Genomic DNA, 23,226 nt, shown 5'->3' on the forward strand with positions numbered 1-23,226 from the left:
CACGGTTTCGCACTCGTCAACAAACCCCAGGATTTTTGAAAGCATTCATTTACAAAGCACGAGGAGGTCACTAGAATCCGGAACGCAATCACGAATCATTCTCATTAATATCAATATTCAGTCGAACATCCGGCTCGACGAAACCGCTTTCGATAACGCTCTCTCGCCCATGTCCACCGCTCTTCGCACGAGGCCTCGCGTCCTCGTATCGGCCCTCGCCTGTTCCGCGTTGTTCACCCCGCTCCTTGCCGCCGCGCAAACCAGCCCGGCCGCGCCCCCGTCGGCCGGCACCGCGCCCGCTGCTTCGCCTTCGCACGACGCTTCGCAGTCCTCTTCTATTCGCGGCGGCGCCCTGCCCGCGATCTCGGTGACCGCGCAAGCGCAGATGCAGACGCGCACGCTGCCGTCCTACAAGTTCACGGCGCCGCTGCTCGACACGCCGCGCTCGGTCACGGTGATCCCGGAGGAAGTGATCCGCGAGAAGAACGTGACCACCTTCGCCGACGCGCTGCGCACGGTGCCCGGCATCACCTTCCTCGGCGGCGACGCGGCCGCCAATCCCTCGGCGGACCGGCCGGTGATCCGCGGCTTCGAATCGCGCAACTCGATCTTCGTCGACGGCCTGCGCGACTCCGGCGTGCAGAATCGCGAAACCTTCGACATCGAGCAGATCAGCGTCGTCAAGGGCCCCGACTCCGTCTACGCGGGGCGCGGCTCGGTGGGCGGCAGCATCGACATCGTCACCAAGGCGCCGAAGAACGACAACTTCACCAATGCCAGCCTCGGCTTCGGCACCGACAGCTACAAGCGCGCGACGCTCGACGTCAATCGCAAGCTCGACGACACCACCGCCGTGCGCCTGAACGTGATGGGCCACGACAGCGACCAGGCGGGCCGCACCGACGTCTACAGCAAGCGCTGGGGCATCGCGCCGTCGGTCACCTTCGGCCTGAACACGCCGACCCAGGTCACCGTCAGCTACTACCACCTGAACTCCTGGGACATGCCCGACTTCAGCGTGCCGTTCCGCGCCAGCGGCACGCCGGTGCCGTCCGATCGCGGGCTGTTCTACGGCCTGAACACGCGCGACTACCGCTACGGCCAGACCGATACGGCCGAGGTGCGCGTCGAGCATCGCCTGGAGGGCGGCTGGAAGCTGCGCAACACCACCATGGTCGGCCGTTCGACGCTCGACTACGTGGCCACCAATCCGCAACTCACCTCGCCGAACTCGAACACCATCAGCCTGCAGGCCAAGAGCGGCAAGTACGCAACCAACAGCATCGCCAACCAGACCGAGCTGACCGGCCGTGCCACCCTGTTCGGCATGGAGCACACGTTGACGGGCGGTATCGAATTCAGTCACGAGCAGAGCCGCTACGAGGGGTACCTCGTGAGCGACGTCAACGGCAACAACATCCGCTCGGGCGGCCCCTGCTCGGTGGCCTTCAACTGCACGCCGCTGGGCAGTTGGAACCCCAACAATCCCTGGATCGGCAACCTGGTCCTGAACGGCGACAAGGGCTTTCCCGGCGCGACCACCAACACGCGCACCGACGTCGCCTCGGCCTACCTGTTCGACACGGTCCGGCTCTCGGAACGCTGGCGCTTCAACGCGGGCCTGCGCTACGACCGCTACGACGTGCGCGCGAAACAGGCCGGCGTGGCCGACCTGAGCAATACCGCGAACCTGTTCAGCTACCAGTTCGGGCTGGTGTTCAAGCCGGTCGAGACGCTCAGCCTCTACACCTCCTACGGCACCTCGTCGAATCCGCCCGGCGCGAACGCCGGCATCGGCGGCGGCAACGACCAGCTCACCGCCACCAACCAGGACCTCTCGCCGGAGCGCTCGCGCAATATCGAGGTGGGTGCGAAGTGGGACGTGCTCGACCAGCGCTTGTCGCTGAGCACCGCGCTGTTCCAGACCGACAAGACCAATGCGCGTGTCTCCGACGGCCTCGGCCACACCGTCAATGCCGGCTCGCAGCGCGTACGCGGCTTCGAGTTCGGCTTCGCCGGCGACGTCACGCGCAAGTGGCACCTGTTCGGCGGCTACTCCTACCTGAACGCCGTCACCACCAACGCCGGCGCCGGCAGCCCGACCGCCTCGGGCCTGCCGATGGTGATGGTGCCCAAGCACAACTTCACGCTGTGGACCAGCTACGACGCGCTGCCCAAGCTCACGCTCGGCGCCGGCGCGACGGTGTCGAGCCTGACCTACGCCTCGGTGTCGGCCACCGCACGCAAGTGGACGCCGGGTTACGCACGCTTCGACGCCGCCGCCACCTACCACGTGACGAAGTCGATCGACCTGCAGTTGAACGTGCAGAACATCTTCGACAAGAAGTACTACGCCACCGCCTACCCGATCTACGCGGCCTGGGCGCCGGGCCGCTCGGCGATGCTGACCTTGAACCTCTACCAGTAAGCCGGGAATGCACCGGGAAGCCGAAGGACTTCCCGGTGCCGCCACCTTAATCCTCCGTTAAGCCGCCGCTCGCTACCCTTGCGTTTCGTTTTCCAATCAAGCGAACAAAGGGGCAGGCATGCACGCCAAGGCAGCACAAACGGCCGAGCACGCGATCAGCAAGGTTCCCGCGCTGACGCTCGGCTTCTGGATCATCAAGATCGCGGCCACCACGCTCGGGGAAACCGGCGGCGACTGGGTCACCATGTCCCTCGACCTCGGCTACCTGGTCGGCTCGCTGATCTTCCTCGCGGCCTTCGTGGTGCTGGTCGCCGCCCAGGTCCGTGCCTCGCGCTTCAACGCCTGGCTGTACTGGGCGACCATCATCGCCACCACCACCTTCGGCACCACGCTGGCCGATTTCTGCGATCGCTCGCTCGGGCTCGGTTATGCGGGCGGGGTGTCGATCATCGTCGCGCTGCTGGCCGCGAGCCTGGCGACCTGGTATCGCGTCGAGGGCACGGTTTCGGTGGGCAGCGTGACCGGCGCACGCGCCGAATGGTTCTACTGGGCCACCATCATGTTCTCGCAGACGCTCGGCACCGCGCTCGGCGATTTCGTCGCCGGTCACGATCTCGGCGGCCTCGGCCTCGGTTACGAGACCGGCGCCGCGATCTTCGGCGCGGGCCTGGCGCTGGTTGCGGTACTGATGCTGTGGCCGCGCGTGTCGCGCACCGCGCTGTTCTGGGCGGCCTTCGTGTTGACGCGCCCGCTAGGCGCCACGCTGGGCGACTGGCTCGACAAGCCGGTGGCACAGGGCGGGCTGGAACTGAGCCGCTTCTACGCCACCGCGCTGCTGGCCGTCTTCATCGTGGCCTGCGTGCTGCTGGTTCCGCGACGCGCGGCGGGAAGCGGCGCGCGCGCCTGAGCTCGCTCAGGCCACGGCCGGCATGCCCGGTGCACCAAAGTGATAGACGGGGGATTCGCGCTCGATCCGGGGTACCTCGATTTCTGAACTACCTGAAAATTCCTCGTCGCCATGGACGATTCGCCCTCCGACCACGGTGAGCACGCTGCCCAGCTCGGGAATCTCGTCGCTGTCGATCTCGAAGAAATCACGGGTGAGGACCGCGAAATCCGCCAGTTGACCGGCCTTGATCATGCCCTTCTCGCCGATGTCGCGGCTGAACCAGGCGCCATTGCGGGTCCAGTGCCGAATCGCTTCATCGCGCGTCAGGCAATCCCGTTCGTTCCAGATCCGCTCGCCGCCCATCCCCAGCCCGGTGACGAGCCAGTGGATGCAGAACCAGGGGTTGTAGCTCGTCACGCGGGTGGCATCGGTGCCGGAGGCCAGCGGCACGCCGGAGGCGATCATCTTGCGCACCGGCATGGCCTCGCGCAAGGCCGCTTCGCCATACTGCTCTCGAAACTCGCGTACCTGGAACGGCAAGCGGTTCTGATACGAAATCCCGCCGCCCAGACGCGCAACTCGCTCGATGGTCTGTTCGCTCAAGGTTTCGCCATGATCGAGAATCCAGTTCAGCTTGCCCAGCTCCTCGCTGCCGGCCACGCTCTCGATCACGTCGAGCAGGCGCCGGGCGCTCTCGTCGTAGGTGCAATGGAAACGGAACGACCAGCCGTTGGACAACAGGAAATCGAGCACCGGGCGCAGTTCGCCTTCCATCTGTGGCGCCAGCGTCGGGCGTGGAAATGAAAAATCCTCGTAGTCGTAGGCCGACGCCACCAGCATCTCTCCGGCGCCGATGCATTTCAGGTAACTGTCGCCCCTGCCGCTGCCGTTGATGTCATTCCAGCGCTTGAAATCCTCGAGTTCCTTGCCGGGCCGTTGCGCGAACAACTGATATCCCATCCGGACCGTGAGCTGCTGCGTGGCGTGAAGGTCCGTGATCACGTTGTAGTCGTCGGGGTAGTTCAGGAAACCGCCGGCGCAATCGAGCAAGCTGGTCACGCCGAGCGCGTTCAGCGCCTGCATGTATTGCCGCGTGGAGCGTCGCTGACCCTCCCGGTCCAGCTTCGGCGCCATGTCCAGCAGCGCGTAGAGCGGGAATGCATTGGGACGCGCCAGCACCAGCCCGGTCGGCACGCCGCGATCGTCGCGCACCAGGTGCCCCGCATGCCAGGTCTCGTAGTAATGCTCGTCGATGCCGAGCGCGTCGAGCGCCGCGCGATTGAGCCAGGCGCGATCGTAGACATGCAGTACATAGACCGGCACATCGGGCGACACCGCGTTGATCTCCTCGATGGTCGGCAGCCGTTTTTCCTCGAACTGCGAGAGCGACCACCCGCCCACCACGCGTATCCATTGCCCGGGAGGGGCGATCGCCGCGTAGTCGCGCAGCATCGCGAGCGCTGCTTCCAGCGTGCGCACTCCGTCCCAGCGCAGTTCGAGCGCGAAATTGAGCCCCTGCCGAATGCCGTGTGTATGCGTGTCGTTCAGGCCGGGAATCACGCAGCGCCCGGCGAGATCGATCACCTCCCCGTCGCCGATCCGCCTCAATGCCTCGGCGTTCGACCCGACGAAACTGAAGCGATCGTCGATCACGATCACCGCCTGCGCCATCGGATTGTCGTCGTCCTGCGTATGGAATTTCCCGTTCACATAGGCCCTACGCTGATTCATCTTCATGCCTCTCTCGCCAGTGATCAGTGGATAAAGTCCGGCCATTCCACCTGAAAACGGGAAGCGAAAACATGCAAGAAACGGAATCGGAAGAATTCCGCGAATGAGATTCGAGCAAGAATAAAAGCAGCGTGACGGCGCGGTGATTTGTTTCGTTTCAACGTCTTGAGACGAAGCATCGAAATGCGCGCCGCCATCAAGCCAGGCCGGCCGCCGGGCATTATCAATCCCGCGGAAGAAATACGCCGTTGACGGCATCCCGAGCGCGAACCTTGCTGCGCAAGACAGGAACCCGATGACTCAATTAATGAGAATCACCGGAATACTGGAATTAGAAAAATTTGACAGGCGAGACTTGTTCGAGCTCGATACGCCGGCATCGGCAAGGCCATCGGCTCACCGCGCGCGCGGCAGGCTCACCGTCACGCGCAGCCCGCTCGGCTCGACATCCCCGAGCTCGATGCGCGCCCCGATCCGCTCGACGATGGTGCGCACGATCGCCAGCCCCAGCCCCGAGCCGATCGCCTCGTTGCCGACGATCCGGTAGAACGCATCGAACACGCGCTCGCGCTCGGCCGGCGCGATTCCCGGCCCGCTGTCGGCCACCGACAGCTCGACATGGTCCTCGCCGGCGCGCACCGCCAGGTCGATGCGGCCGCCCTCGGGCGTGTAGCGGATCGCGTTGTCGACCAGGTTGCGCACCAGCATGCGCAGGTCGAGCGGGCGGGCCAGCACCTCGCCCTCGTCGAGCGCGACCACGCCGATATCGATGCGGCGGCGATCGGCGAGCGGCATCAAGTCCTCCAGCACGGCACGGCACTGCTGCGCCACCGACAGACGCTGATCGGCCGCATCGGGCGCGTCCTGCACGCGCGCGAAGTTCAGCAGTTGCTCGACCAGCGCGCTGCCGCGCGCCAGCCCGCGCCGCAAGGCCAGCACGCGCTCGTGCGCGGGCGTGGCCAGCGTCAGCGGCTCGAGCCGCTCGGCCTGCAGCGACAGCGCCGTCAGCGGCGAGCGCAGCTCGTGCGCCGCATCGGCGATGAAGCGGCGCTGCGCGGCCACCGATTGCCCGACGCGATCGAGCAAGCGATTCAGGGCGACCACGAACGGCCGGATCTCGTCGGGCAGCCCCGCATCGGACAGGCTCGACAAATCGCGGCTGTCGCGTCCGTCCACATGTGCCGACAGCGCGCGCAGCGGCGCCAGCATGCGGCGCACCACGTAGCCGAGCACCAGGACCAGCACCGGCACGAACACGATCAGCGGCGCGGTGGTGGCCAGCGCGCTGCTTTCGGCCACGTCGTTGCGGCCGGCCGTCTGCTGGCCGACAGCCACGCGCGTGCCGGCGTCGAGCGTGCGCACCACCACCCGCCAGTCCACGCCGGCCACGTTCACGTCCTGCACGCCGTCGGGCAGCGAAGCCGGCAGCGCGAGCGTCCCGCCGCCGGCATCGAGCCGCTGCACCACCAGCTCGGGCTTGCGATGCACGGCCTTCACCCGCTTGCCGACGATGCCGCCTCGCTCCATCTCGGCCAGCACCTGCGGCGTCATCATCGCCGCGACCTGTTCGAGCTGCCAGTCCTGCAACTCGTTGGCCTCGTGGAAGGAAGCGAAGAACGAGGCCAGGCCGGCCACCAGGGCCGCCAGCAGGACCATCACCGACAGCCACGCCGAGAGCCGGAATTGCAGGGAATATTTCATTGGTTCTTCGACACCATCCAGCCCACGCCGCGCACGTTGCGGATCGTCTCGCTGCCGAGCTTGCGGCGCAGCGAATAGATCAGGAATTCCACCGCGTTGCTCTCGACCTCCTCGTTCCAGCCGTAGATGCGATCCTCGAGCTCGGTGCGCGAGAGGATGGCGCCGGGCCGCTGCAGCAGCGCATGCAGCAGGGCGAATTCGCGGCTCGACAGGCGCACCGAGCGCTCGCCCGCGCGCGCCTCGTGGGTGGCGGGATCGAGCGACACCACGCCGTTGCCGAGCACCGGCGCGGCCGTGCCGCCGCCGCGTCGTGCCGCCGCGCGGATTCGCGCCAGCAATTCGGTGATCTCGAAAGGCTTCAGCACGTAATCGTCGGCGCCGTTGTCGAGGCCGCGCACGCGGTCCTCCACCGCGTCGCGCGCGGTCACCACCACCACCGGCACCGGATTGTTGGCGCCGCGGATCGCGGCCAGCACCTGGAAGCCGTCCTGTTTCGGCAAGCCGAGATCGAGCAGCACCAGGTCATAACGTTGCGCGCGCACCGAAGCGATCGCCCCGGCCCCGTCGCGCACCCAGTCCACCGCGTAGCTGGCGTCGCGCAGCGCGCCGGCCATCTCGTCGCCGATCATCTCGTCGTCCTCGACCAGCAATACCCTCATCGGCCCGATCCCCCGTGCGTTCATGGATGCCCTCGCCGGCGGCTGCAATCCACCGCCTTCCCAGGCTACAGGCGCGAATTTACCGCAATTCCCCTCGCCCGCTGCGGCATCGATGATGGCCCTGTTTTCAATTCGTCCCTATTTTTCAGCTAAGTCTGGCCGGTCATGCTTCCTCGGCCCGGCGCGCCCGATTCCAGAGGCGCGCCGCGTCCACCGCCCGGCTGCCCATGAATGCGATTTTTTCGGATCTGAAAAAGGCCCATATGCGGCCGACCGCGACGCGTATCGCGGTCTACCGGCTGTTCCACGAGGAGCCGACCGCCCATTTCACCGCCGACCAGGTGTTCCGCCAGCTCGGCGAGCGCGACGAGCCCTACAACCTGTCGAGCATCTACCGCGCGCTGGGTTCGCTGCAGGACGCCTCGCTGATCCTCGGTTCCTCGCTGGGCATGGCCAAGGTGATCTACGAGCTCAATCGCGGCCAGCAGCACATCCACCTCGTCTGCACGCGCTGCGAGGCGATCCAGGACATCCACGATCCCGAGTTCGAGGCCCAGCAGGCAAGCATCGCCTCGGCTCACGACTTCCGCTACCTCAGCTACAGCCACGCCGTGTTCGGCATCTGCGGCGCCTGCCAGCAGCGCCTCGGCGGCCGGCACTGAGCCCCGGCCGGCGCGCCTGGCCGCCGCCGGCATCGTTCCTCCCGCCTCCCTCCGGCGCCCTTTCCGGGCGTTCGCTCCCCGCTTTCCCTGTTCCCGCCGCATTGCACGAAAGTTGACCTTGGCCCGGCTACGGGCTAACCCGAATGCAAAAAAGTATCGGTAAACGGTCTTATTTTCAGTGGCCGCCAGGCCCCGCCACGGCTATTTTTCATGCATCGGGCGGCAGCCCCGATCCGCGCCACGGCGCGGCGAGACACGCGGGAAGGCAGACGTGGCGGTGCCGGAGGACCAGGACAGATGAAGGCGATGCGGATTGAGGATGCACACGAGGCCGGGCGGCCGGGCGAGTTCGCCCAGCCCGACCTCGAGCTGGTGGCGGTGCCGCGCGACGAATCCTTCAAGGTCTGGTCGCACGGCTACCCCTATCGCACGGTGCGCTGGCACTTCCATCCCGAGTACGAGATCCACCTGATCACGGCCACCACGGGCAAGTATTTCGTCGGCGACCATATCGGCAATTTCGCGCCCGGCAACCTGGTGATGACCGGCTCGAACCTGCCGCACAACTGGGTCAGCCACGTGCCGCGCGAGGAACGCGTCGAGGAGCGCTGCCTGGTGCTGCAGTTCGGCGCCGAGTTCGTCGAGCGCGTGATCGCCGCCTTCCCCGAATTCCGTCGCGTCGAGACCCTGCTCGACGCCTCGCGCTGGGGCCTGCTGTTCAGCCCCGAAACCGGCGCGGCCGCCGCGCCGATCCTGCGCGAGATGCTCGGCGCGCAAGGCATGCGCCGCATCGTGCTGTTCGTCTCGCTGTTCGAGCTGCTGGTGCGCAGCCCCGCGCCGGCGCGCCTGGCCAGCGCCGCCTACTGCGCGAACCCGGCGCGCTACGCCGAATCGCGCATCAACCACGTGCTCTCGCATATCGGCAAGAACCTCTCGCAGGAGCTGCGCGAAACCGAATTGGCCGAGCTGTCGGGGCAGAGCGCGAGCGCCTTCTCGCGCTACTTCCGCCGCCATACCGGCGTGCCCTTCGTGCAATACGTGAACCGGCTGCGCATCAATCTCGCCTGCCAGTTGCTGATGACCGACGAACTGAGCATCACCGACATCTGCTACCAGGTCGGCTTCAACAACCTGTCGAACTTCAACCGGCAGTTCCTCCAGCTCAAGGCGATGTCGCCGTCGCGGTGGCGCGCCTGGCAGCGCCTGAACGCCGCCAGCGCGAGCGGCGCCAGCGCGCCGCCGCTGATCGAGGAGCCCGGCATCGAAGCCTTCGGCTGACCCGGCGCGCTTCGCGCCGCGCCGGCACGGCTTGCCGGCACCGCTCGACGAGCGGATCCATTGATTCGTCATGCAGATCATCCACGGAGCATCGCAGCCTGCTCCCGATGCTTGCCCGATCCACACCGCTGCAACAGAACGGCAGATCCGAAGCCGGCCATTTTCGACAACACGGAGACATACGATGAACCAGTCCTTCTCTCTCGCCCTCGGCGCCGCCGCGCTGGGCCTCGCGCTGGGCGGCATCACGCCGGCCTTCGCGGCGCCGTCCGGCACGGTGGCGTTCCTGATGCCGGACCAGGCCTCGACGCGCTACGAGCAGCACGACTTCCCCGGCTTCAAGGCGCAGATGCAGAAGCTCTGCCCGGATTGCAAGGTGCTCTACCAGAACGCCAATGCGGACGTGGCGCTGCAGCAGCAGCAATTCAACTCGGCGATCGCCCAGGGCGCCAAGGTGATCGTGATCGATCCGGTGGATTCGACCGCGGCCGCCTCGCTGGTGCACATGGCGCAGGGCCAGGGCGTCAAGGTGATCGCCTACGACCGGCCGATCCCGGCCACGCCGGCCGACTACTACGTCTCCTTCGACAACGAGGCGATCGGCAAGTCGATCGCGCAATCGCTGGTGCAGCACCTGAAGGACAGCGGCGTGCCGGCCAGCCGTGGCGGCGTGCTCGAGGTGAACGGCTCGCCCACCGACGCGGCCGCCGGCCTGATCCGCAACGGCATCCACGCCGGCCTGCAGGGCAGCGGCTACAAGACCCTGGCCGAGTTCGACACGCCCGAATGGGCGCCGCCGAAGGCCCAGCAATGGGTCAGCGGCCAGATCACGCGCTTCGGCTCGCAGATCGTCGGCGTGGTGGCCGCCAACGACGGCACCGCGGGCGGCACCATCGCCGCCTTCAAGGCCGCCGGCGTGAACCCGCTGCCGAGCGTGACCGGCAACGACGCGACCAATGCCGCGCTGCAGTTGATCATCGCCGGCGACCAGTACAACACCATCCTCAAGCCCAGCGAGATCGTCGCGGCGGCGGCGGCCAAGGCGGCGGTCGGCTTCCTGTCGGGCCAGGCGCCCAAGGGCGAGACCACGCTCTACAAGACGCCCACCCAGTTGTTCACGCCCGCGGTGATCACGGCGAGGAATCTCAAGGCCGAGGTGATCGACAAGGGCTTCGCCAGCGCCAGGGAGCTCTGCACCGGCCGCTACGTCGACGGCTGCAAGAAGCTCGGCATCAGCCAGTAATTCCCGGCAGCAATCCGCGCGGGCCGGCATCGCAGCCGGGCCCGCGCCGCAACTCACAGGCCATTGCCTCATGAACCAAGACTCCACGACGACCCGCGCGACACCCGGCGAGCTGGTGCTGAGCCTGCGCGGCATCTCGAAACAGTTCGGCGCGGTATCGGCGCTCAGCGATATCGAGCTCGACGTCCACGCCGGCGAAGTGGTCGCGCTGGTCGGCGACAACGGCGCCGGCAAATCGACGCTCGTGAAGATCCTCGCCGGCGTGCACCAGCCCACCTCGGGCAGCATCCACTTCGGCGGCAAGCCGGTCACGCTGTCCGATCCCGGCACCGCGCTCGACCTCGGCATCGCCACGGTGTTCCAGGATCTCGCGCTGTGCGAGAACCTCGACGTGGTCGCCAACATCTTCCTCGGCCGCGAGCTGAGCCCGCTGCGGCTCGACGAGGTCGGCATGGAAGTGCGCGCCTGGACCCTGCTCAATGAATTGTCGGCGCGCATCCCGAGCGTGCGCGACGTGGTCGCCTCGCTGTCGGGCGGCCAGCGCCAGACGGTGGCGATCGCCCGCTCGCTGCTGCTCGACCCGAAGCTGATCATGCTCGACGAGCCGACCGCCGCGCTCGGCGTGGCGCAAACCGCCGAGGTGCTCAACCTGATCGAACGGGTGCGCGATCGCGGCCATGCCGTGATCATGATCAGCCACAACATGGAGGACGTGCGTGCCGTCGCGGACCGCATCGTCGTGCTGCGGCTGGGCCGCAACAACGGCGTGTTCTACCCGGATTCGTCGAATGCGTCGCTGGTCGCGGCCATCACCGGCGCGACCGAGAACGCGGTCTCGCGCCGCGCCGGCCGCCGCCAGGCGCACCTCGACACGCAGCCCCTGCAAGGAAACGATCATGCGCAATGACAGCCCCCAAGCCTCGCAGCCGGCGCCGCTGCTCGACCGCGCCGACGTGCGCGTGGCGCATGCCAGCGGCCTGGGCGAGACGCTCGCCGCCTTCGGCCGCCGCGTGCGCGCGGGCGACCTCGGCTCGCTGCCGGTGGTGGCCGGCCTGATCATCATCTGGACCGTCTTCACCAGCCTCAACCCGGTGTTCGTCTCGGCGGACAACCTGGTCAACCTGCTGTTCGACTGCTCGACGGTGGGCGTGATCTCGCTGGGCATCGTCTGCGTGCTGATGGTCGGCCAGATCGACCTGTCGGTCGGCTCGATCAGCGGCTTCGCCTCGGCCCTGGTCGGCACGCTGTGGGTCAACGAGGGCTGGCCGGTGCCGCTCGCGATCCTCGCCGCGCTGGCGGCCGGCGCCTTGATCGGCGCGCTCTACGCGCTGCTGTTCAACCGGCTCGGCATGCCCAGCTTCGTGACCACCCTGGCCGGGCTGCTCGCGATCCTCGGCCTGCAACTCTACGTGCTGGGCCCGCCCGGCTCGATCAACCTGCCCTACGACTCGGCGCTGGTCACGCTCGGCCAGCAACGGGTGCTGCCGGCCGCGGTCTCGCACGGGCTGGCGCTGCTGCCCGGCCTCGCGCTGGTGCTGCTCGGCCTGCGCACCCGCGAGCGCCGCCGCGCGGCCCGGCTCTCGGCGCCCTCGGCGCTCGGCGTGCTGGTGCGCGCGGCCGTGATCACGGTGCTGCTCGAGCTGGTGGTCGCCTACCTCGATCGCGGCCGCGGCGTGCCGCTGATGTTCGCGCTGTTCGTCGCGCTGGCCGCCGCCATGCACTACGCGATGACGCGCACGCGCTGGGGCCGCTCGATGCACGCCGTGGGCGGCAACAACGAGGCCGCGCGCCGCGCCGGCATCCATGTCGGCGCGATCTATACCAGCGCCTTCGTGCTCTGCACCAGCCTGGCCGCGCTCGGCGGCATCCTCACCGCGGCGCGCCTGGCCTCGGCCAGCCAGCAGGCCGGCACCGGCGACGTCAACCTCAACGCGATCGCGGCGGCCGTGATCGGCGGCACCAGCCTGTTCGGCGGGCGCGGCAGCGCCTGGTCGGCGGTGCTGGGGATCGTCGTGATCCAGTCGATCGCCAGCGGCCTGACCCTGCTGAACCTGTCGTCCTCGCTGCGCTTCATGATCACCGGCGCGGTGCTCGCGATCGCGGTGATCGTCGATTCGCTCGCGCGCCGTTCGCGTGTCTCGCACGGCCGCGCCTGAGCCCTCACCTGGAGAATTACGCATGTCTGAATCGTTGAATGGAAAGGTCGCCGCGATCACCGGCGCGGCATCGGGAATCGGCCTGGCCTGCGCGCGCGCGCTGGTCGAGGCCGGCGCGAAGGTGGTCTTGATCGATCGTGCCGAGGACCGCCTGGCCGCGTGCCGCGAGGAACTCGGCCCCAACGCGCTGAGCCTGGTGGTGGACCTGCTCGCGCCCGCCGAGGTGTCGGCGATGCTGCCGCGCATCCTCGAACTGGCGGGGCGCCTGGACATCTTCCACGCCAATGCCGGCGCCTACGTGGGCGGCGAGGTGGTGGCAGGCAACCCCGACGACTGGGACCGCATGCTGAACCTCAACATCAACGCCGCGTTCCGCTCGGTGCACGCGGTGCTGCCGCACCTGGTGGCCCAGCGTTCCGGCGATATCATCTTCACCAGCTCGATCGCGGGGATGGTGCCGGTAGTCTGGGAGCCGATCTACACGGCCTCGAAGTTCGCCGTGCAGGCCTTCGTCCACACCACGCGGCGCCAGGTGATGCAGCACGGCGTGCGCGTCGGCGCGGTGCAGCCGGGGCCGGTGATCACCGCCCTGCTCGACGACTGGCCGCAGGCGAAGATGGACGAGGCGCTGGCCGCCGGCAGCCTGATGCAGGCGGACGAAGTGGCCGACGCGGTGCTGTTCATGCTGACGCGCCCGGCCAACGTGACGATCCGCGACCTCGTGATCCTGCCGACCCGCGTCGATCTCTGATCGGCCGCCCCGACACGTCCTATCGACAGGAACCCGAAACATGACGGACCACCCGAACCCCGACGCGCGCTACGTGATCGGCATCGACGTCGGCACCGGCAGCGCGCGCGCCGGCATCTTCGACGCGTCCGGCCGGATGGTCGCCTCGGCCCGGCACGACATCCAGGTGTTCCATGAGCGCGGCGCGATCGTCGAGCAGTCGAGCACCGACATCTGGCAGGCGGTCTGCACGGCGGTGCGCGCGGCGCTGGCGCAGGCCGCGATCGCGCCGGCCCAGGTGGCCGGGCTCGGCTTCGACGCGACCTGCTCGCTGGTGGTGCTCGGCGAAGGCGGCAAGCCGCTGCCGGTCGGGCCTTCCGAACAGGCCGAGCGCGACATCATCGTCTGGATGGATCACCGCGCGCTCGACCAGGCCGAGCGCATCAACGCGCACGGCCACGCCGTGCTCGACTTCGTGGGCGGGCGCATCTCGCCCGAGATGGAGACGCCCAAGCTGCTGTGGCTGTATGAAAACCGCCGCGCGATATTCGATGCCGCCTGGCAGTTCTTCGACCTGAGCGACTTCCTGACCTGGCGCGCGACCGGCGAGCTGGCGCGCTCGACCTGCACGCTCACCTGCAAGTGGACCTACCTGGCCCACGAGCGGCGCTGGGACGAAAGCTATTTTCGCGGCATCGGCCTGGGCGTGCTGGCCGACGAGGGCTTCGCGCGGATCGGGCGCGAGGTGGTCGAACCCGGCACACGGCTCGGCCAGGGCCTCAGCGCCCAGGCCGCCGCCGAGCTCGGGCTGCCGGTCGGCACGCCGGTCGCCGCCGGCGCGATCGACGCGCATGCCGGCGGGATCGGCACGGTGGGCGCGCAGCACGAGCCCGAAGCCTGCCTCGCCTATGTGTTCGGCACCTCGTCCTGCACCATGACCACCACGCGCGAGCCCGTCTACGTGCCCGGCGTGTGGGGGCCGTATTTCTCGGCGATGGTGCCCGGTTCCTGGCTCAACGAAGGCGGTCAGTCGGTGGCCGGCGCCGCGATCGAGCGGCTGGTCGCGATGCACCCCGCCGCCGCCGAGGCGCAGGCCGAAGCCGAGCGAGCCGGCCTGGCCCTCCCGGCCTGGCTGGCCGAACTGGCGGCAAAGCGAGCCGGCGGCGAACTCTCGGCGGCCGCGAAGCTCGCCGACGGCCTGCACGTGGTACCGGAATTTCTCGGCAATCGCGCACCCTTCGCCGATCCGCACGCGCGCGCCGTGATCGCCGGGCTCGACATGGAGACCGGCATCGACAGCCTGGTCGCGCTCTACGTGGCGGGCCTGGCCAGCATCGGCTACGGGCTGCGCCAGATCATCGACACCCAGGCGGCGGCCGGCGCGCCGATCGAGAAGATCGTGATCAGCGGCGGCGCCGGGCGGCTCGACCTGGTGCGCCAGTTGCTGGCCGATACCACCGGCAAGCCGGTGCTCGCCACCGAGGCCGACGAGCCGGTGCTGCTCGGCGCCGCGATGCTGGGCGGCGTGGCGGGCGGCCTGTATGGCGACCTGCGTTCGGCGATGGGCGGCATGTCGAGGATCAGCCGCAGCTACACGAGCGCCGAGGGCGGGATCGCGGCCCTGCACGCGGCACGCTATCGGGCCTTCGAGGCGCTGCAGCGGGTGGCGCGCGAGATTCGCTGAAGAGGCGCCGGGCTCAACATCCTGTTGTCACACAACACGTGTCTGATTCCCGGATCCCACCGTGTTTCTTCGTGTTCCGGTTCGTCGCGCGGGCTGCCCCGCCCGCGCGGCATCGACTCCCGTCATCGAAATGAAAGAACGGCCGATGCTCGAATACGCGCTGCATCCCGTCGAGGACCGCCTGGTCCATGTCGACGAGTTCTGTCGCGACCTGCCGCTGCTGCGCGGGCTGGCACGCTGCCCGCTCTGCTCCGGCGTGCTGCGCGTGGTGCAGTTGCGCGATCGCACGCACGCGCGCCGCTTCGTGCACGCGGCGGGGCCGTTCGCGCGCTGCCCGCTGGTGTCCGACGCGGTGCCGAATCCGCTCGCCGTCAATGTCGGGCCGCCGCTGACCGAACGCGCCAGGCAACTGCGCGCGAGCTTCTTCGCGCAATGGCAGCGCCACCTGCAGACCATTCGGCAGACGGCATCCGCGTTCAACGTGACGCGCTTCACCGGCGCGATCGAACACGCGGACGTGTTGAAGATGTGGGGCTGGCCGACGCTGGCGCAGCGGGATATTCCGTATGTGATGCTGGTGCTGACCGACTTCATCGCCGCGCCGGGCAACGAGAAGCAGGCGGCCTGGATCCGCTTCTGGTTCGATGCCTCGGTGCAGCAGATCGGCGATCTGGGCAAGCCGGACCGGGTGATGCCGCGCTTGTTCCGGTTGCGCTACAAGCGGCCCCGCATGTCCAAATACCCCAGCGTTCGGCATCTGATCGATTGCCAGCAGGTGCCGATGACGGCGCACGACATGGTGGACGCGGAAGCCTTGTTGACGGGAGCGGATGTGTCGGCGTTCGAATCGTTCGCCCGGAAGATGGCGAGAACGCCCGCCGAGTAAACGCGGCGCGGCCGGTTCCCGTGAATCCCGCCCCACGGGAGCCGGCCGCGCCGGATCAGCCTTGCCCGCTCAGTCTCAACCGTGCGTCAGGCTCAGCGCGTAGAACTTCACCACCGTCCCCGGCGTCGTCAGCGGCGTCCCCGACACGGCGCTCTGGTCGTAATCGCCGGCCTTGAAGTAGAAACTCTCGCCATCGAAGCTCGAGTCCATCGTGAAGGACTTCGACGTGCCGTTGATCTTCGCGGTGATCTTGGTGCCGCTCAGGCTCAGTTCATAGGTGAAGGACTTGCCGATCGTCACATTGGCGATCGAATAGGTCTGGCCCGAGCCGCCCTGGTTGGTGTCCTCGATGAACAATTGCGCGACGCCGCCGGAGGTCACCTGCAGCTCGCAGAGCGGCTTGCTCGGCCCGCTGCCCTGGAAGATCTGGCCGATGGTGGTGGTCTTCGGCACCTGCGCGACCGTCACCGTGGCGTCGAGCTTGTTGGTGCCCGAGGTGCTCCAGGTCGCGTTCTCGCGCATTTCCGTGCGCGGGTGCTGCGAGCCCGAGGTGGTCCAGCCCTGCTTCGGGTCCATCATCACCATCGAACCGTCCGACTTGTCGGTGTAGAAGTAGTACTGGTTCGTGTAGCCGGCCGCGAGGCTGTCGCCATTGACGGTCGTCACGCTGCCCGACGAGCCCGTCGGCAATTGCAGCGTCCAGGGCTTCAGGTTGAAGTTCGAGCCCGGCGGCGCCGAGGTGCTGAGGCTGGCCGCGGCCGCCGCCTGGTCGGACTGGATTTCCTGCGAGCCCGCGAACGCCGGTGCCGACACCCATGCGCCGAATACGGCCGCGACCAGGCAAGCCATCATTGATTGCTTCATGTCTCCATCTCTCCTGTTTGATTGACCGTTGATTTCCTGAATGGCGGCAAACAAGTTGTCGTTATCGTTTTTGTGATTGTCGTGCGACCCGGCTCGCGATCCTGCCGCGTGACGGGTGCCGTGCCTACTGCATGCTTCCGACGTTCGGGAACCGGCTCGCCAAGGACGATGCAGCCGCCGGTTTCCGAACGTCTCCGAGGCTACATCCATCGATTCACGCTGTAAAACGATAGAAATCTATAGTTTCCAGTGACGGAATCGATACTTGTAAGTCGCCGTAAGCATCGCTGCGAGCGAGCGGCCTCGCGCCTTCGATTCTTGTATTCATGATGAAAGGCGCGAGGCGAAGAGAAGGGCTCAGGTATAGATCGACGCCTCGGGCAAGGCGCCGGTCAGCGCATAACGGCCGACATCGCGCAGCCGATAGTCGAGCGGGTCGTGCAGCGTATGCGTGCGCGCGTTGCGCCAGAAACGATCGAGCGCGAGCGGCGCGGCGGTGGCGCGCGCGCCGCAGGCATCGAACAGCGCCTCGCCGGCATCGAGCGCCGCGCGCTGCGCGACGATCTTCGCCTCCGAGATCGCCAGCGCGACCTCGGCGCGGCCATCCGCACTCAGCGCCTCCTTGCGATCCCAGGCGGCCTGCAGGCTGCGCGCGGCGCGATCGGCCAGCGCCTCGGCCGCCACCGCCTGCACTCGCATGTCGCCGAAGCGCTGCAGCGTGTAGGGATCGTCCTGCGCATTGGCCACGCCCGAGTGAATCCACGGCCGGCCACGCGTGCTCACGTAGTCGCGCGCCTCGGCCAACGCGCCCTCGGCCAGCCCGACGAACAGGTTGGTCAGCACCAGTTGCGAAACCAGCGTGCGCAGCGTCGCGCGCGGCGTGGGCGGGGTTTCCGAGCGATGCAGCACCTCGTCGGCCTCCACCCTCACCGCATTGAACGAGACACTGCCGCTGTCGGTCTGGCGCTGCCCGATCGGATCCCAGTCTTCATGCACCGTGATGCCGTCCCGGCCGGTGGGTACCACCGCGAACACCGGCTTGCCGGTGGCCGGATCGTGCGCCGAGATCGTCATCCGCGCCGAGCCGCGCGTGCCCGAACAGAAGCCCTTGATGCCGTCGAGCCGGTAGCCCTCGCCGTCCTGCCGCGCGACCAGCCGCGTGTCGAGCGGATTGACGGCATTGCCCCACCACCAGCCCTGCTCGACGGTGCCGCGCAGGTAGCGCTCGCGCTGCGCCTCGCTGCCCCAGACATCGACGCTGACGATCTGCAGCACCTGGAAACCGACCAGATGCGCGAGCGCGCTGTCGACGCGCGCGATCGCGCGGATCGTCTGGTAGACGATCGGCCAATCGGCTTCCTGGCCGCCGAAGGCGCGCGGCACGGCCAGCGTCTGCAGGCCGAGCGCGGACATCCAGGCCTTTTCGCGCGCGGCGTGACCGCCGCGTCGGTCGCGTTCGGCGGCGCTCGCGCGCAATGCGGCGATCAACTCGCCGAAGCTGCCCGGCGCGTCGAGCGACGGGCCGGAAGCAGCGCTGGCACCTTCATGGGGTGGCGTGGCGGATGAAGGGGAATCGCTCATCGTGGAAAAGCTCTCGATCGTTTCAGGTCGGACGAATAGGGTCGAATGCGATGCGCGGCGCCTATCTCTCGCGCCACGCTCGATCTTGCCGACCGGCTGTCGTAAACACGGATATTGCCGCGGCAATCCGATGTCGGGGCGCAAGCCGGCGGCCCTCGCCGCGATGATAGATGCGCTCGCCGAGGCCCGTCCAACAAGCAATCCGCAAATGGAAATCGCCGAAACCGATATGCCCGACGGTGATCCAGAGGCACCTTCTTGATGGTTTCAGCGATTTGCAGTCTTTTTCAAAACTGCTATTCATGAATGACCGGACGGGGAAATCCGGCGCGGCAGGCAGCGAATCATCGGCAACCAGGGGCACGAACCCCATCACCAGCGGCACGACGCTCCCGCGTACGTGGCGGCGAGACCTGAAAAAATGCGAGGCTGAACATGAGCATCCAGCAACAAGCATCCGGCATTTCTCCTGCACTCCTGATCGATCGACGCAGCCGGGCTCGCACCCGCCGCGCGCCGGGCGCATTCCGGCGCTTCGCCTCGGCGGCCTGCTCGCTGCTCGCCTCGTTCTGCGTGGCGAGCAGCGCGGCACAGGCGGCCGACCTGGTGGTGCCGGCCTACTTCTATCCCTCGGGCTCGGGCGCGACTGCCTGGAACACGCTGGCCAGCAATGCCGCCTCGGTGGCGCTGACGGCCATCGTCAACCCGAACAGCGGCCCGGGCACCGCCGTCGATCCGGCCTACACGAACGTGATCTCGAAGCTTCGCGCGGCGGGCGGCAAGGTCATCGCCTACGTGCATACCTCCTACGGAAGCCGCTCGCTGTCCGATGTCGCGAACGACATCAATACCTATCTGGCCTTCTATACCGTCGATGGCTTCTTCATCGACGAGATGGCGAACGACAGTTCGGCCGCCCACGTCCAGTACTATCAATCGCTCTACAACTACATCAAGGGGCTGTCCGCCAGCTACCAGGTGGTCAACAATCCCGGCACCTATATCCCGGAGATCTACGCGAGCCTGCCGGTGGCGGATCGTTTCGTGGTCTACGAGGACAAGCAGGCGAACTACGCGAGCTACAGCGCCGCCGCCTGGCAGGCGGCCTATTCGCCGGACCGCTTCATCCATATCGTGTACAACACCAGCGCCGCGCAATTGAGCGGCGACCTGCAGTTCGCCGTGGCGCACGGCGCGGGCGGCATCTACGTGACCTCGCTGAAGCTGCCGAATCCGTACAACGGGCTGCCTTCGTACTGGTCCCAGGAAGTCGCGGGCGTCGCGGCGCTCAATCCGCCGGCGGCGAAGGCATCCAACAAGACGGCGAGTACGAAGCCTGCCGGACGAAACACACGCTGAGACGTTGGCGCCAACGTCCATCTAAACAGCCGATAAGCTGTATTTTCAAATAACAACTTATCGGCTGTATCTTGTGATTACAGCCTGCCGGCTGTATGCTGATGGCGTTCGCCATCCTCTGGCGCATCGCGCCCCTTCATCGTGAACTACCCGCTCAAGACCCTGAGCCAGATGCGGCCACTGCTGCAGGGCTTCCGCAAGGCCGCCGGCCTCACGCAAGCCGATGTCGCGGAGCGGCTCGGCGTCACCCAGCAGACTTACGCCAGGCTCGAAACCAATCCCGCAAGCGCAAGCCTCGAACGGCTGTTCCGCGTGATGCGCGTGCTCGGCATCGAGATGAATCTGAGCGACATGCAGATGCCCCAGGACACGCCCTCCAGGGGCGCCGCGACAACCCCATCCGGCAGCAAGCGCTCGTCCGGCGACAACTGGTGATCCGCGATGTCGAGAGCCTCACACCCCACTCGCCTGGTGCTCTGGATGAACGGCGTCGAAGTCGGCTACTGGGAGCGGGTACAGGGTATCGACCGCCTCGCCTACGCCGAGAGCTGGCTGGCCAGCGAGCAGCGCCGGCCGCTGTCGCTCTCCTTGCCGTTCCGGCCCGGCAATGCCCCCTACCAGGGCGCCATCGTCGCGAACTACTTCGATAATCTGCTGCCCGACAGCGACGCGATCCGGCGCAGGATCGCGCAACGCTATTCCGCTCGCGATGCATCGCCCTTCGCCCTGCTCGAAGCGGTCGGACGCGATTGCGTCGGCGCCCTGCAATTGCTGCAGCCGGGGCAGGAGCCGGACAATCTCCAGCAGATCACAGGCACGCCGCTGAGCCTGTCCGACATCGCGCACTGGCTGCGCGAGCTGCCCCGCGTGCCCGCGCCCGGTCACGATGCAAGCCGCGATCTGCGCCTGTCGATCGCCGGCGCCCAGGAAAAAACCGCCCTGCTCTGGCATCGCGATCAATGGTGGCGCCCCGACGGCAGCACGCCGACCACCCATATCCTGAAGCTGCCGCTCGGCCTGGTCGGCGGCATCGGTGCCGACATGCGCACCTCGGTCGAGAACGAATGGCTCTGCGCGCTGGTGGTCGCGGCCTATGGCCTGCCGGTCGCGCCTTGCGGCATCGGGCAATTCGAGGACCAGAAGGCGCTCGTGGTCGCGCGCTTCGATCGTCGCCACGCCGTCAACGGTCGCTGGATCATGCGGCTTCCGCAGGAAGACCTGTGCCAGGCCACCGGCACCTCGGGCTTGAACAAGTACCAGGCCGACGGCGGCCCCGGCATCGAGACGGGCATGGATATCCTCGCCGGCTCGGTCGAGGCGGAGCACGACCGCCGCCACTTCTTCACCGCGCAGCTCGTGTTCTGGCTGCTGGCGGCAGCAGACGGCCATGCCAAGAACTTCAGCATCGCGCACCTGCCGGGTGCCGATTATCGCGCCACGCCGCTTTACGACGTCCTCTCGTTTCATCCGATCATCGGCCGCCGGGCCGGGCAGATCGCGCCGCAACGAATCCGCATGGCGATGGCCGTTTGCGGCACCAACCGGCACTATGCCTGGCACGAGATCCTGAACCGCCACTGGCTTGCCCAGGGCCGACGTTGCGGCATGCCGGAGGCCACCGTGCTGCGCATCATCGAGCGCCTGGTGGCGACCACGCCACGCGTGATCGCCACCGTCAGCGCCCTGCTGCCCCGCGATTTCCCGGCCGATCTCGCCGACGCCGTGTTCGAGGGCTTGCGCAAGCAGGCCCGTAAACTGGAAACGGGCCTCTGAAGGCCCGTTTCCAGTTTCATGCGCAACGCGGCGAGCCGAACCACGGCTCGCCGCATCTTCACCGCCTCAACGCTGCGCCACCGACTGCGCGGCTGCCGAAGCCGGCACGCTGCCCACCGCGGTCGCCGGCGTGCCCCAACCGCCGCCGAGCGCGCGGATCAGGTTGACCGTCGACACGGCTTGCGCGCCGGTCAGCTGGTTCGCCTGCAACTGCGACTGCAGCACCGAGCGCTCGCTGTCGATCACGTCGATATAGGCGATCTGCCCTTCCTGGTACTGCGTGCGCGACAGCTTCGCCGCGCGCTGCGAGGCGCTGACCGCATCGCCCTGCGCGCGGATCTGGTCGTCGAGCAGGCGCAGGTCGGCCAGGTTGTCCTCCACCTCGCGGAATGCCACCAGCACCTGCTGGCGATAGTTCGCCACCTGCTCGTCATACTGCGCGCGAGCCTGCTGCACGCCCGCGGCGCGGCGGCCGCCGTCGAAGATCGGCAGCGACAGCGCCGTGCCGGCGAACGGCCCGAGCAGGAAGGTGCGGCTCGACCACATGAACAGGCTGCCGAGCGTGTTGGCTTCATAACCGAACGAGCCGGTGATGTCGAGCTTCGGGAAGTAAGCCGACTTCGCCAGGCCGATCCGCGCATTCGCAGCGGCCATGGCCCGCTCGGCCGCCGACACGTCGGGCCGCCGTTCGAGCAGGGCCGAAGGCAGGCCGCCCGGAATCCGCACGGCAACCGGCACGATCGGCGTTTCCCGGAACGAGAAATCCGCCGGCGGCTTGCCGAGCAGGATCGCCAGCGCGTGCTCGGAGGCCGCGCGACGCCGCGCGACGCCCACCGCATCGGCCTGCGCGGTCGCCAGTTCGTTCTTGGCGCGCGACACGTCGAGCTCGTTGATGTCGCCTTCGTCGAAACGGCGCTGCGCGAGCTTCAGCGATTCCTGGCGCAGGTCGACGGTGCGACGGTAGAGGTCCTGGTCCGCATCGAGCTGGCGCAGTTCGAAGTAGTTCTGCGCGACATCGGCCTGCAAGGCCAGTTGCACCGAGCGGAACAGCGCCTCGCTTTGCGCGGCGTCGGCCCGCGAGGCCTCCACGTTGCGACCGACGCGGCCGAACAGGTCCGCCTCGTAGGACACCGTGCCCTGGGCACGCCACAGCGTGGCATTGACCGGGCCCGAGCCTTGCGGCAGGAACTGCGAGGCCGAGGACGCGCCTTCGCGGGTCGGCCCGAAGCCGGCGTCGAGCGAGGGGAACCAGGCCGAACGTGCCGCGCGGGTGGCCGCCCGGGCCTCCTCGACGCGGGCCGCCGCGGCCTTCAGGTTCTGGTTCGCGTCGAGCGCCTGCTGCTCCAGTTTGTCGAGCACCGGATCGCCGAACACGGTCCACCATTCGCCGCGATGCGCGGCGTCGGCGGGCTCGGCCGGCTTCCAGGTACCGGCCTGCTCGCCGGCGGCCAGCGTCGGCGCTTCCTTGAAGGCGGCCGGCGTGGCCACCTCGGGCCGCTTGTAGTCGGGGCCCACCGCGCAGGCGGCGAGCAGCGCGGACATCAGGGCGCTGAGCCCGGCGAGCCTGGCCAGGCGCAGGATGGTCTTGTCGTTTTTCATCAT

General features: G+C 67.8%; 20 protein-coding genes. 14 read left to right on the forward strand and 6 right to left on the reverse strand.

What is annotated here, in order from left to right; genetic code table 11:
* The first annotated feature begins 169 nt into the window (after positions 1 to 169).
* Together F3J10_RS10890 and F3J10_RS10895 are read left to right on the forward strand one after the other, a co-directional pair.
* On the forward strand, positions 170 to 2,428 hold the full coding sequence (locus F3J10_RS10890; RefSeq protein WP_167242064.1) for a TonB-dependent siderophore receptor: 2,259 nt from the start codon (positions 170 to 172) through the stop codon (positions 2,426 to 2,428).
* Between the two features lie 118 nt (positions 2,429 to 2,546).
* The gene (locus F3J10_RS10895; protein ID WP_167231884.1) at positions 2,547 to 3,335 is read left to right on the forward strand and encodes a hypothetical protein; all 789 of its coding nucleotides are present in this window, start codon (positions 2,547 to 2,549) and stop codon (positions 3,333 to 3,335) included.
* 6 nt (positions 3,336 to 3,341) lie between these two features.
* Here F3J10_RS10895 and F3J10_RS10900 read toward each other — a convergent pair whose 3' ends face one another.
* The 3 genes from F3J10_RS10900 to F3J10_RS10910 form a co-directional block, all read right to left on the reverse strand.
* The gene (locus F3J10_RS10900) at positions 3,342 to 5,054 is read right to left on the reverse strand and encodes an amidohydrolase (protein ID WP_167242065.1); all 1,713 of its coding nucleotides are present in this window, start codon (positions 5,052 to 5,054) and stop codon (positions 3,342 to 3,344) included.
* Between the two features lie 390 nt (positions 5,055 to 5,444).
* Positions 5,445 to 6,749: an ATP-binding protein gene (locus tag F3J10_RS10905; protein ID WP_166912594.1), complete on the reverse strand. Its 1,305-nt coding sequence runs from the start codon at positions 6,747 to 6,749 to the stop codon at positions 5,445 to 5,447.
* Positions 6,746 to 7,408, reverse strand: coding sequence for a response regulator transcription factor (locus tag F3J10_RS10910; RefSeq protein WP_166912593.1), 663 nt, complete (start codon positions 7,406 to 7,408; stop codon positions 6,746 to 6,748). The genes F3J10_RS10905 and F3J10_RS10910 overlap by 4 nt, the downstream gene beginning before the upstream one ends.
* Before the next feature lie 263 nt (positions 7,409 to 7,671).
* On the opposite strand from F3J10_RS10910, the gene F3J10_RS10915 reads away from it, so the two are divergent.
* The 8 genes from F3J10_RS10915 to F3J10_RS10950 all read left to right on the forward strand — a co-directional run bounded on the left by F3J10_RS10915 (position 7,672) and on the right by F3J10_RS10950 (position 16,047).
* Complete coding sequence (locus F3J10_RS10915; protein WP_240154582.1) at positions 7,672 to 8,070, forward strand: Fur family transcriptional regulator; 399 nt, start codon at positions 7,672 to 7,674, stop codon at positions 8,068 to 8,070.
* Positions 8,071 to 8,367: 297 nt separating this feature from the next.
* The gene (locus F3J10_RS10920; protein ID WP_167242066.1) at positions 8,368 to 9,348 is read left to right on the forward strand and encodes an AraC family transcriptional regulator; all 981 of its coding nucleotides are present in this window, start codon (positions 8,368 to 8,370) and stop codon (positions 9,346 to 9,348) included.
* A gap of 184 nt (positions 9,349 to 9,532) precedes the next feature.
* Positions 9,533 to 10,591 carry a sugar ABC transporter substrate-binding protein gene (locus F3J10_RS10925; RefSeq protein WP_025100166.1) on the forward strand — a complete coding sequence of 353 codons (1,059 nt, stop codon included), beginning with the start codon at positions 9,533 to 9,535 and terminating at the stop codon, positions 10,589 to 10,591.
* Between the two features lie 70 nt (positions 10,592 to 10,661).
* Positions 10,662 to 11,498, forward strand: coding sequence for an ATP-binding cassette domain-containing protein (locus F3J10_RS10930; protein WP_025100167.1), 837 nt, complete (start codon positions 10,662 to 10,664; stop codon positions 11,496 to 11,498).
* Positions 11,488 to 12,747, forward strand: coding sequence for a sugar ABC transporter permease (locus F3J10_RS10935; protein WP_167242067.1), 1,260 nt, complete (start codon positions 11,488 to 11,490; stop codon positions 12,745 to 12,747). The genes F3J10_RS10930 and F3J10_RS10935 overlap by 11 nt, the downstream gene beginning before the upstream one ends.
* 22 nt (positions 12,748 to 12,769) lie before the next feature.
* Positions 12,770 to 13,498 (forward strand): SDR family oxidoreductase, encoded by a 729-nt coding sequence (locus tag F3J10_RS10940; protein WP_166912588.1) that lies wholly within the window; start codon positions 12,770 to 12,772, stop codon positions 13,496 to 13,498.
* 40 nt (positions 13,499 to 13,538) lie between these two features.
* Positions 13,539 to 15,161, forward strand: coding sequence for an FGGY-family carbohydrate kinase (locus F3J10_RS10945; RefSeq protein ID WP_167242068.1), 1,623 nt, complete (start codon positions 13,539 to 13,541; stop codon positions 15,159 to 15,161).
* Positions 15,162 to 15,291: 130 nt separating this feature from the next.
* Positions 15,292 to 16,047, forward strand: a complete 756-nt coding sequence (locus F3J10_RS10950) for a hypothetical protein (RefSeq protein WP_084152566.1) — start codon at positions 15,292 to 15,294, stop codon at positions 16,045 to 16,047.
* 75 nt (positions 16,048 to 16,122) lie between these two features.
* Here F3J10_RS10950 and F3J10_RS10955 read toward each other — a convergent pair whose 3' ends face one another.
* Both F3J10_RS10955 and F3J10_RS10960 read right to left on the reverse strand, forming a co-directional pair.
* Positions 16,123 to 16,911 (reverse strand): polysaccharide lyase family 7 protein, encoded by a 789-nt coding sequence (locus F3J10_RS10955; RefSeq protein ID WP_226285356.1) that lies wholly within the window; start codon positions 16,909 to 16,911, stop codon positions 16,123 to 16,125.
* A gap of 357 nt (positions 16,912 to 17,268) precedes the next feature.
* Complete coding sequence (locus F3J10_RS10960) at positions 17,269 to 18,492, reverse strand: acyl-CoA dehydrogenase family protein (RefSeq protein ID WP_167242069.1); 1,224 nt, start codon at positions 18,490 to 18,492, stop codon at positions 17,269 to 17,271.
* A gap of 1 nt (position 18,493) precedes the next feature.
* Between F3J10_RS10960 and F3J10_RS10965 the strand changes: the two genes are divergently transcribed.
* From F3J10_RS10965 to F3J10_RS10980, 4 genes are all read left to right on the forward strand, one after another.
* Positions 18,494 to 18,754: a hypothetical protein gene (locus tag F3J10_RS10965; protein WP_167242070.1), complete on the forward strand. Its 261-nt coding sequence runs from the start codon at positions 18,494 to 18,496 to the stop codon at positions 18,752 to 18,754.
* Between the two features lie 173 nt (positions 18,755 to 18,927).
* Entirely contained in the window at positions 18,928 to 19,851 is a 924-nt protein-coding gene (locus F3J10_RS10970) for a spherulation-specific family 4 protein (RefSeq protein WP_166912584.1), read from the forward strand.
* A gap of 171 nt (positions 19,852 to 20,022) precedes the next feature.
* On the forward strand, positions 20,023 to 20,286 hold the full coding sequence (locus tag F3J10_RS10975; protein WP_205195364.1) for a helix-turn-helix transcriptional regulator: 264 nt from the start codon (positions 20,023 to 20,025) through the stop codon (positions 20,284 to 20,286).
* 6 nt (positions 20,287 to 20,292) lie between these two features.
* Positions 20,293 to 21,624, forward strand: a complete 1,332-nt coding sequence (locus tag F3J10_RS10980) for a type II toxin-antitoxin system HipA family toxin (RefSeq protein WP_025100176.1) — start codon at positions 20,293 to 20,295, stop codon at positions 21,622 to 21,624.
* A 66-nt stretch (positions 21,625 to 21,690) separates the two neighbouring features.
* On the opposite strand, the gene F3J10_RS10985 is transcribed toward F3J10_RS10980, so the two are convergent.
* Positions 21,691 to 23,223, reverse strand: a complete 1,533-nt coding sequence (locus F3J10_RS10985) for an efflux transporter outer membrane subunit (RefSeq protein ID WP_161783306.1) — start codon at positions 23,221 to 23,223, stop codon at positions 21,691 to 21,693.
* Between the last annotated feature and the right edge of the window lie 3 nt (positions 23,224 to 23,226).

Origin of the sequence: Burkholderia sp. Cy-637 (assembly GCF_011753175.1) — a bacterium.
GTDB lineage: Bacteria > Pseudomonadota > Gammaproteobacteria > Burkholderiales > Burkholderiaceae > Burkholderia > Burkholderia gladioli.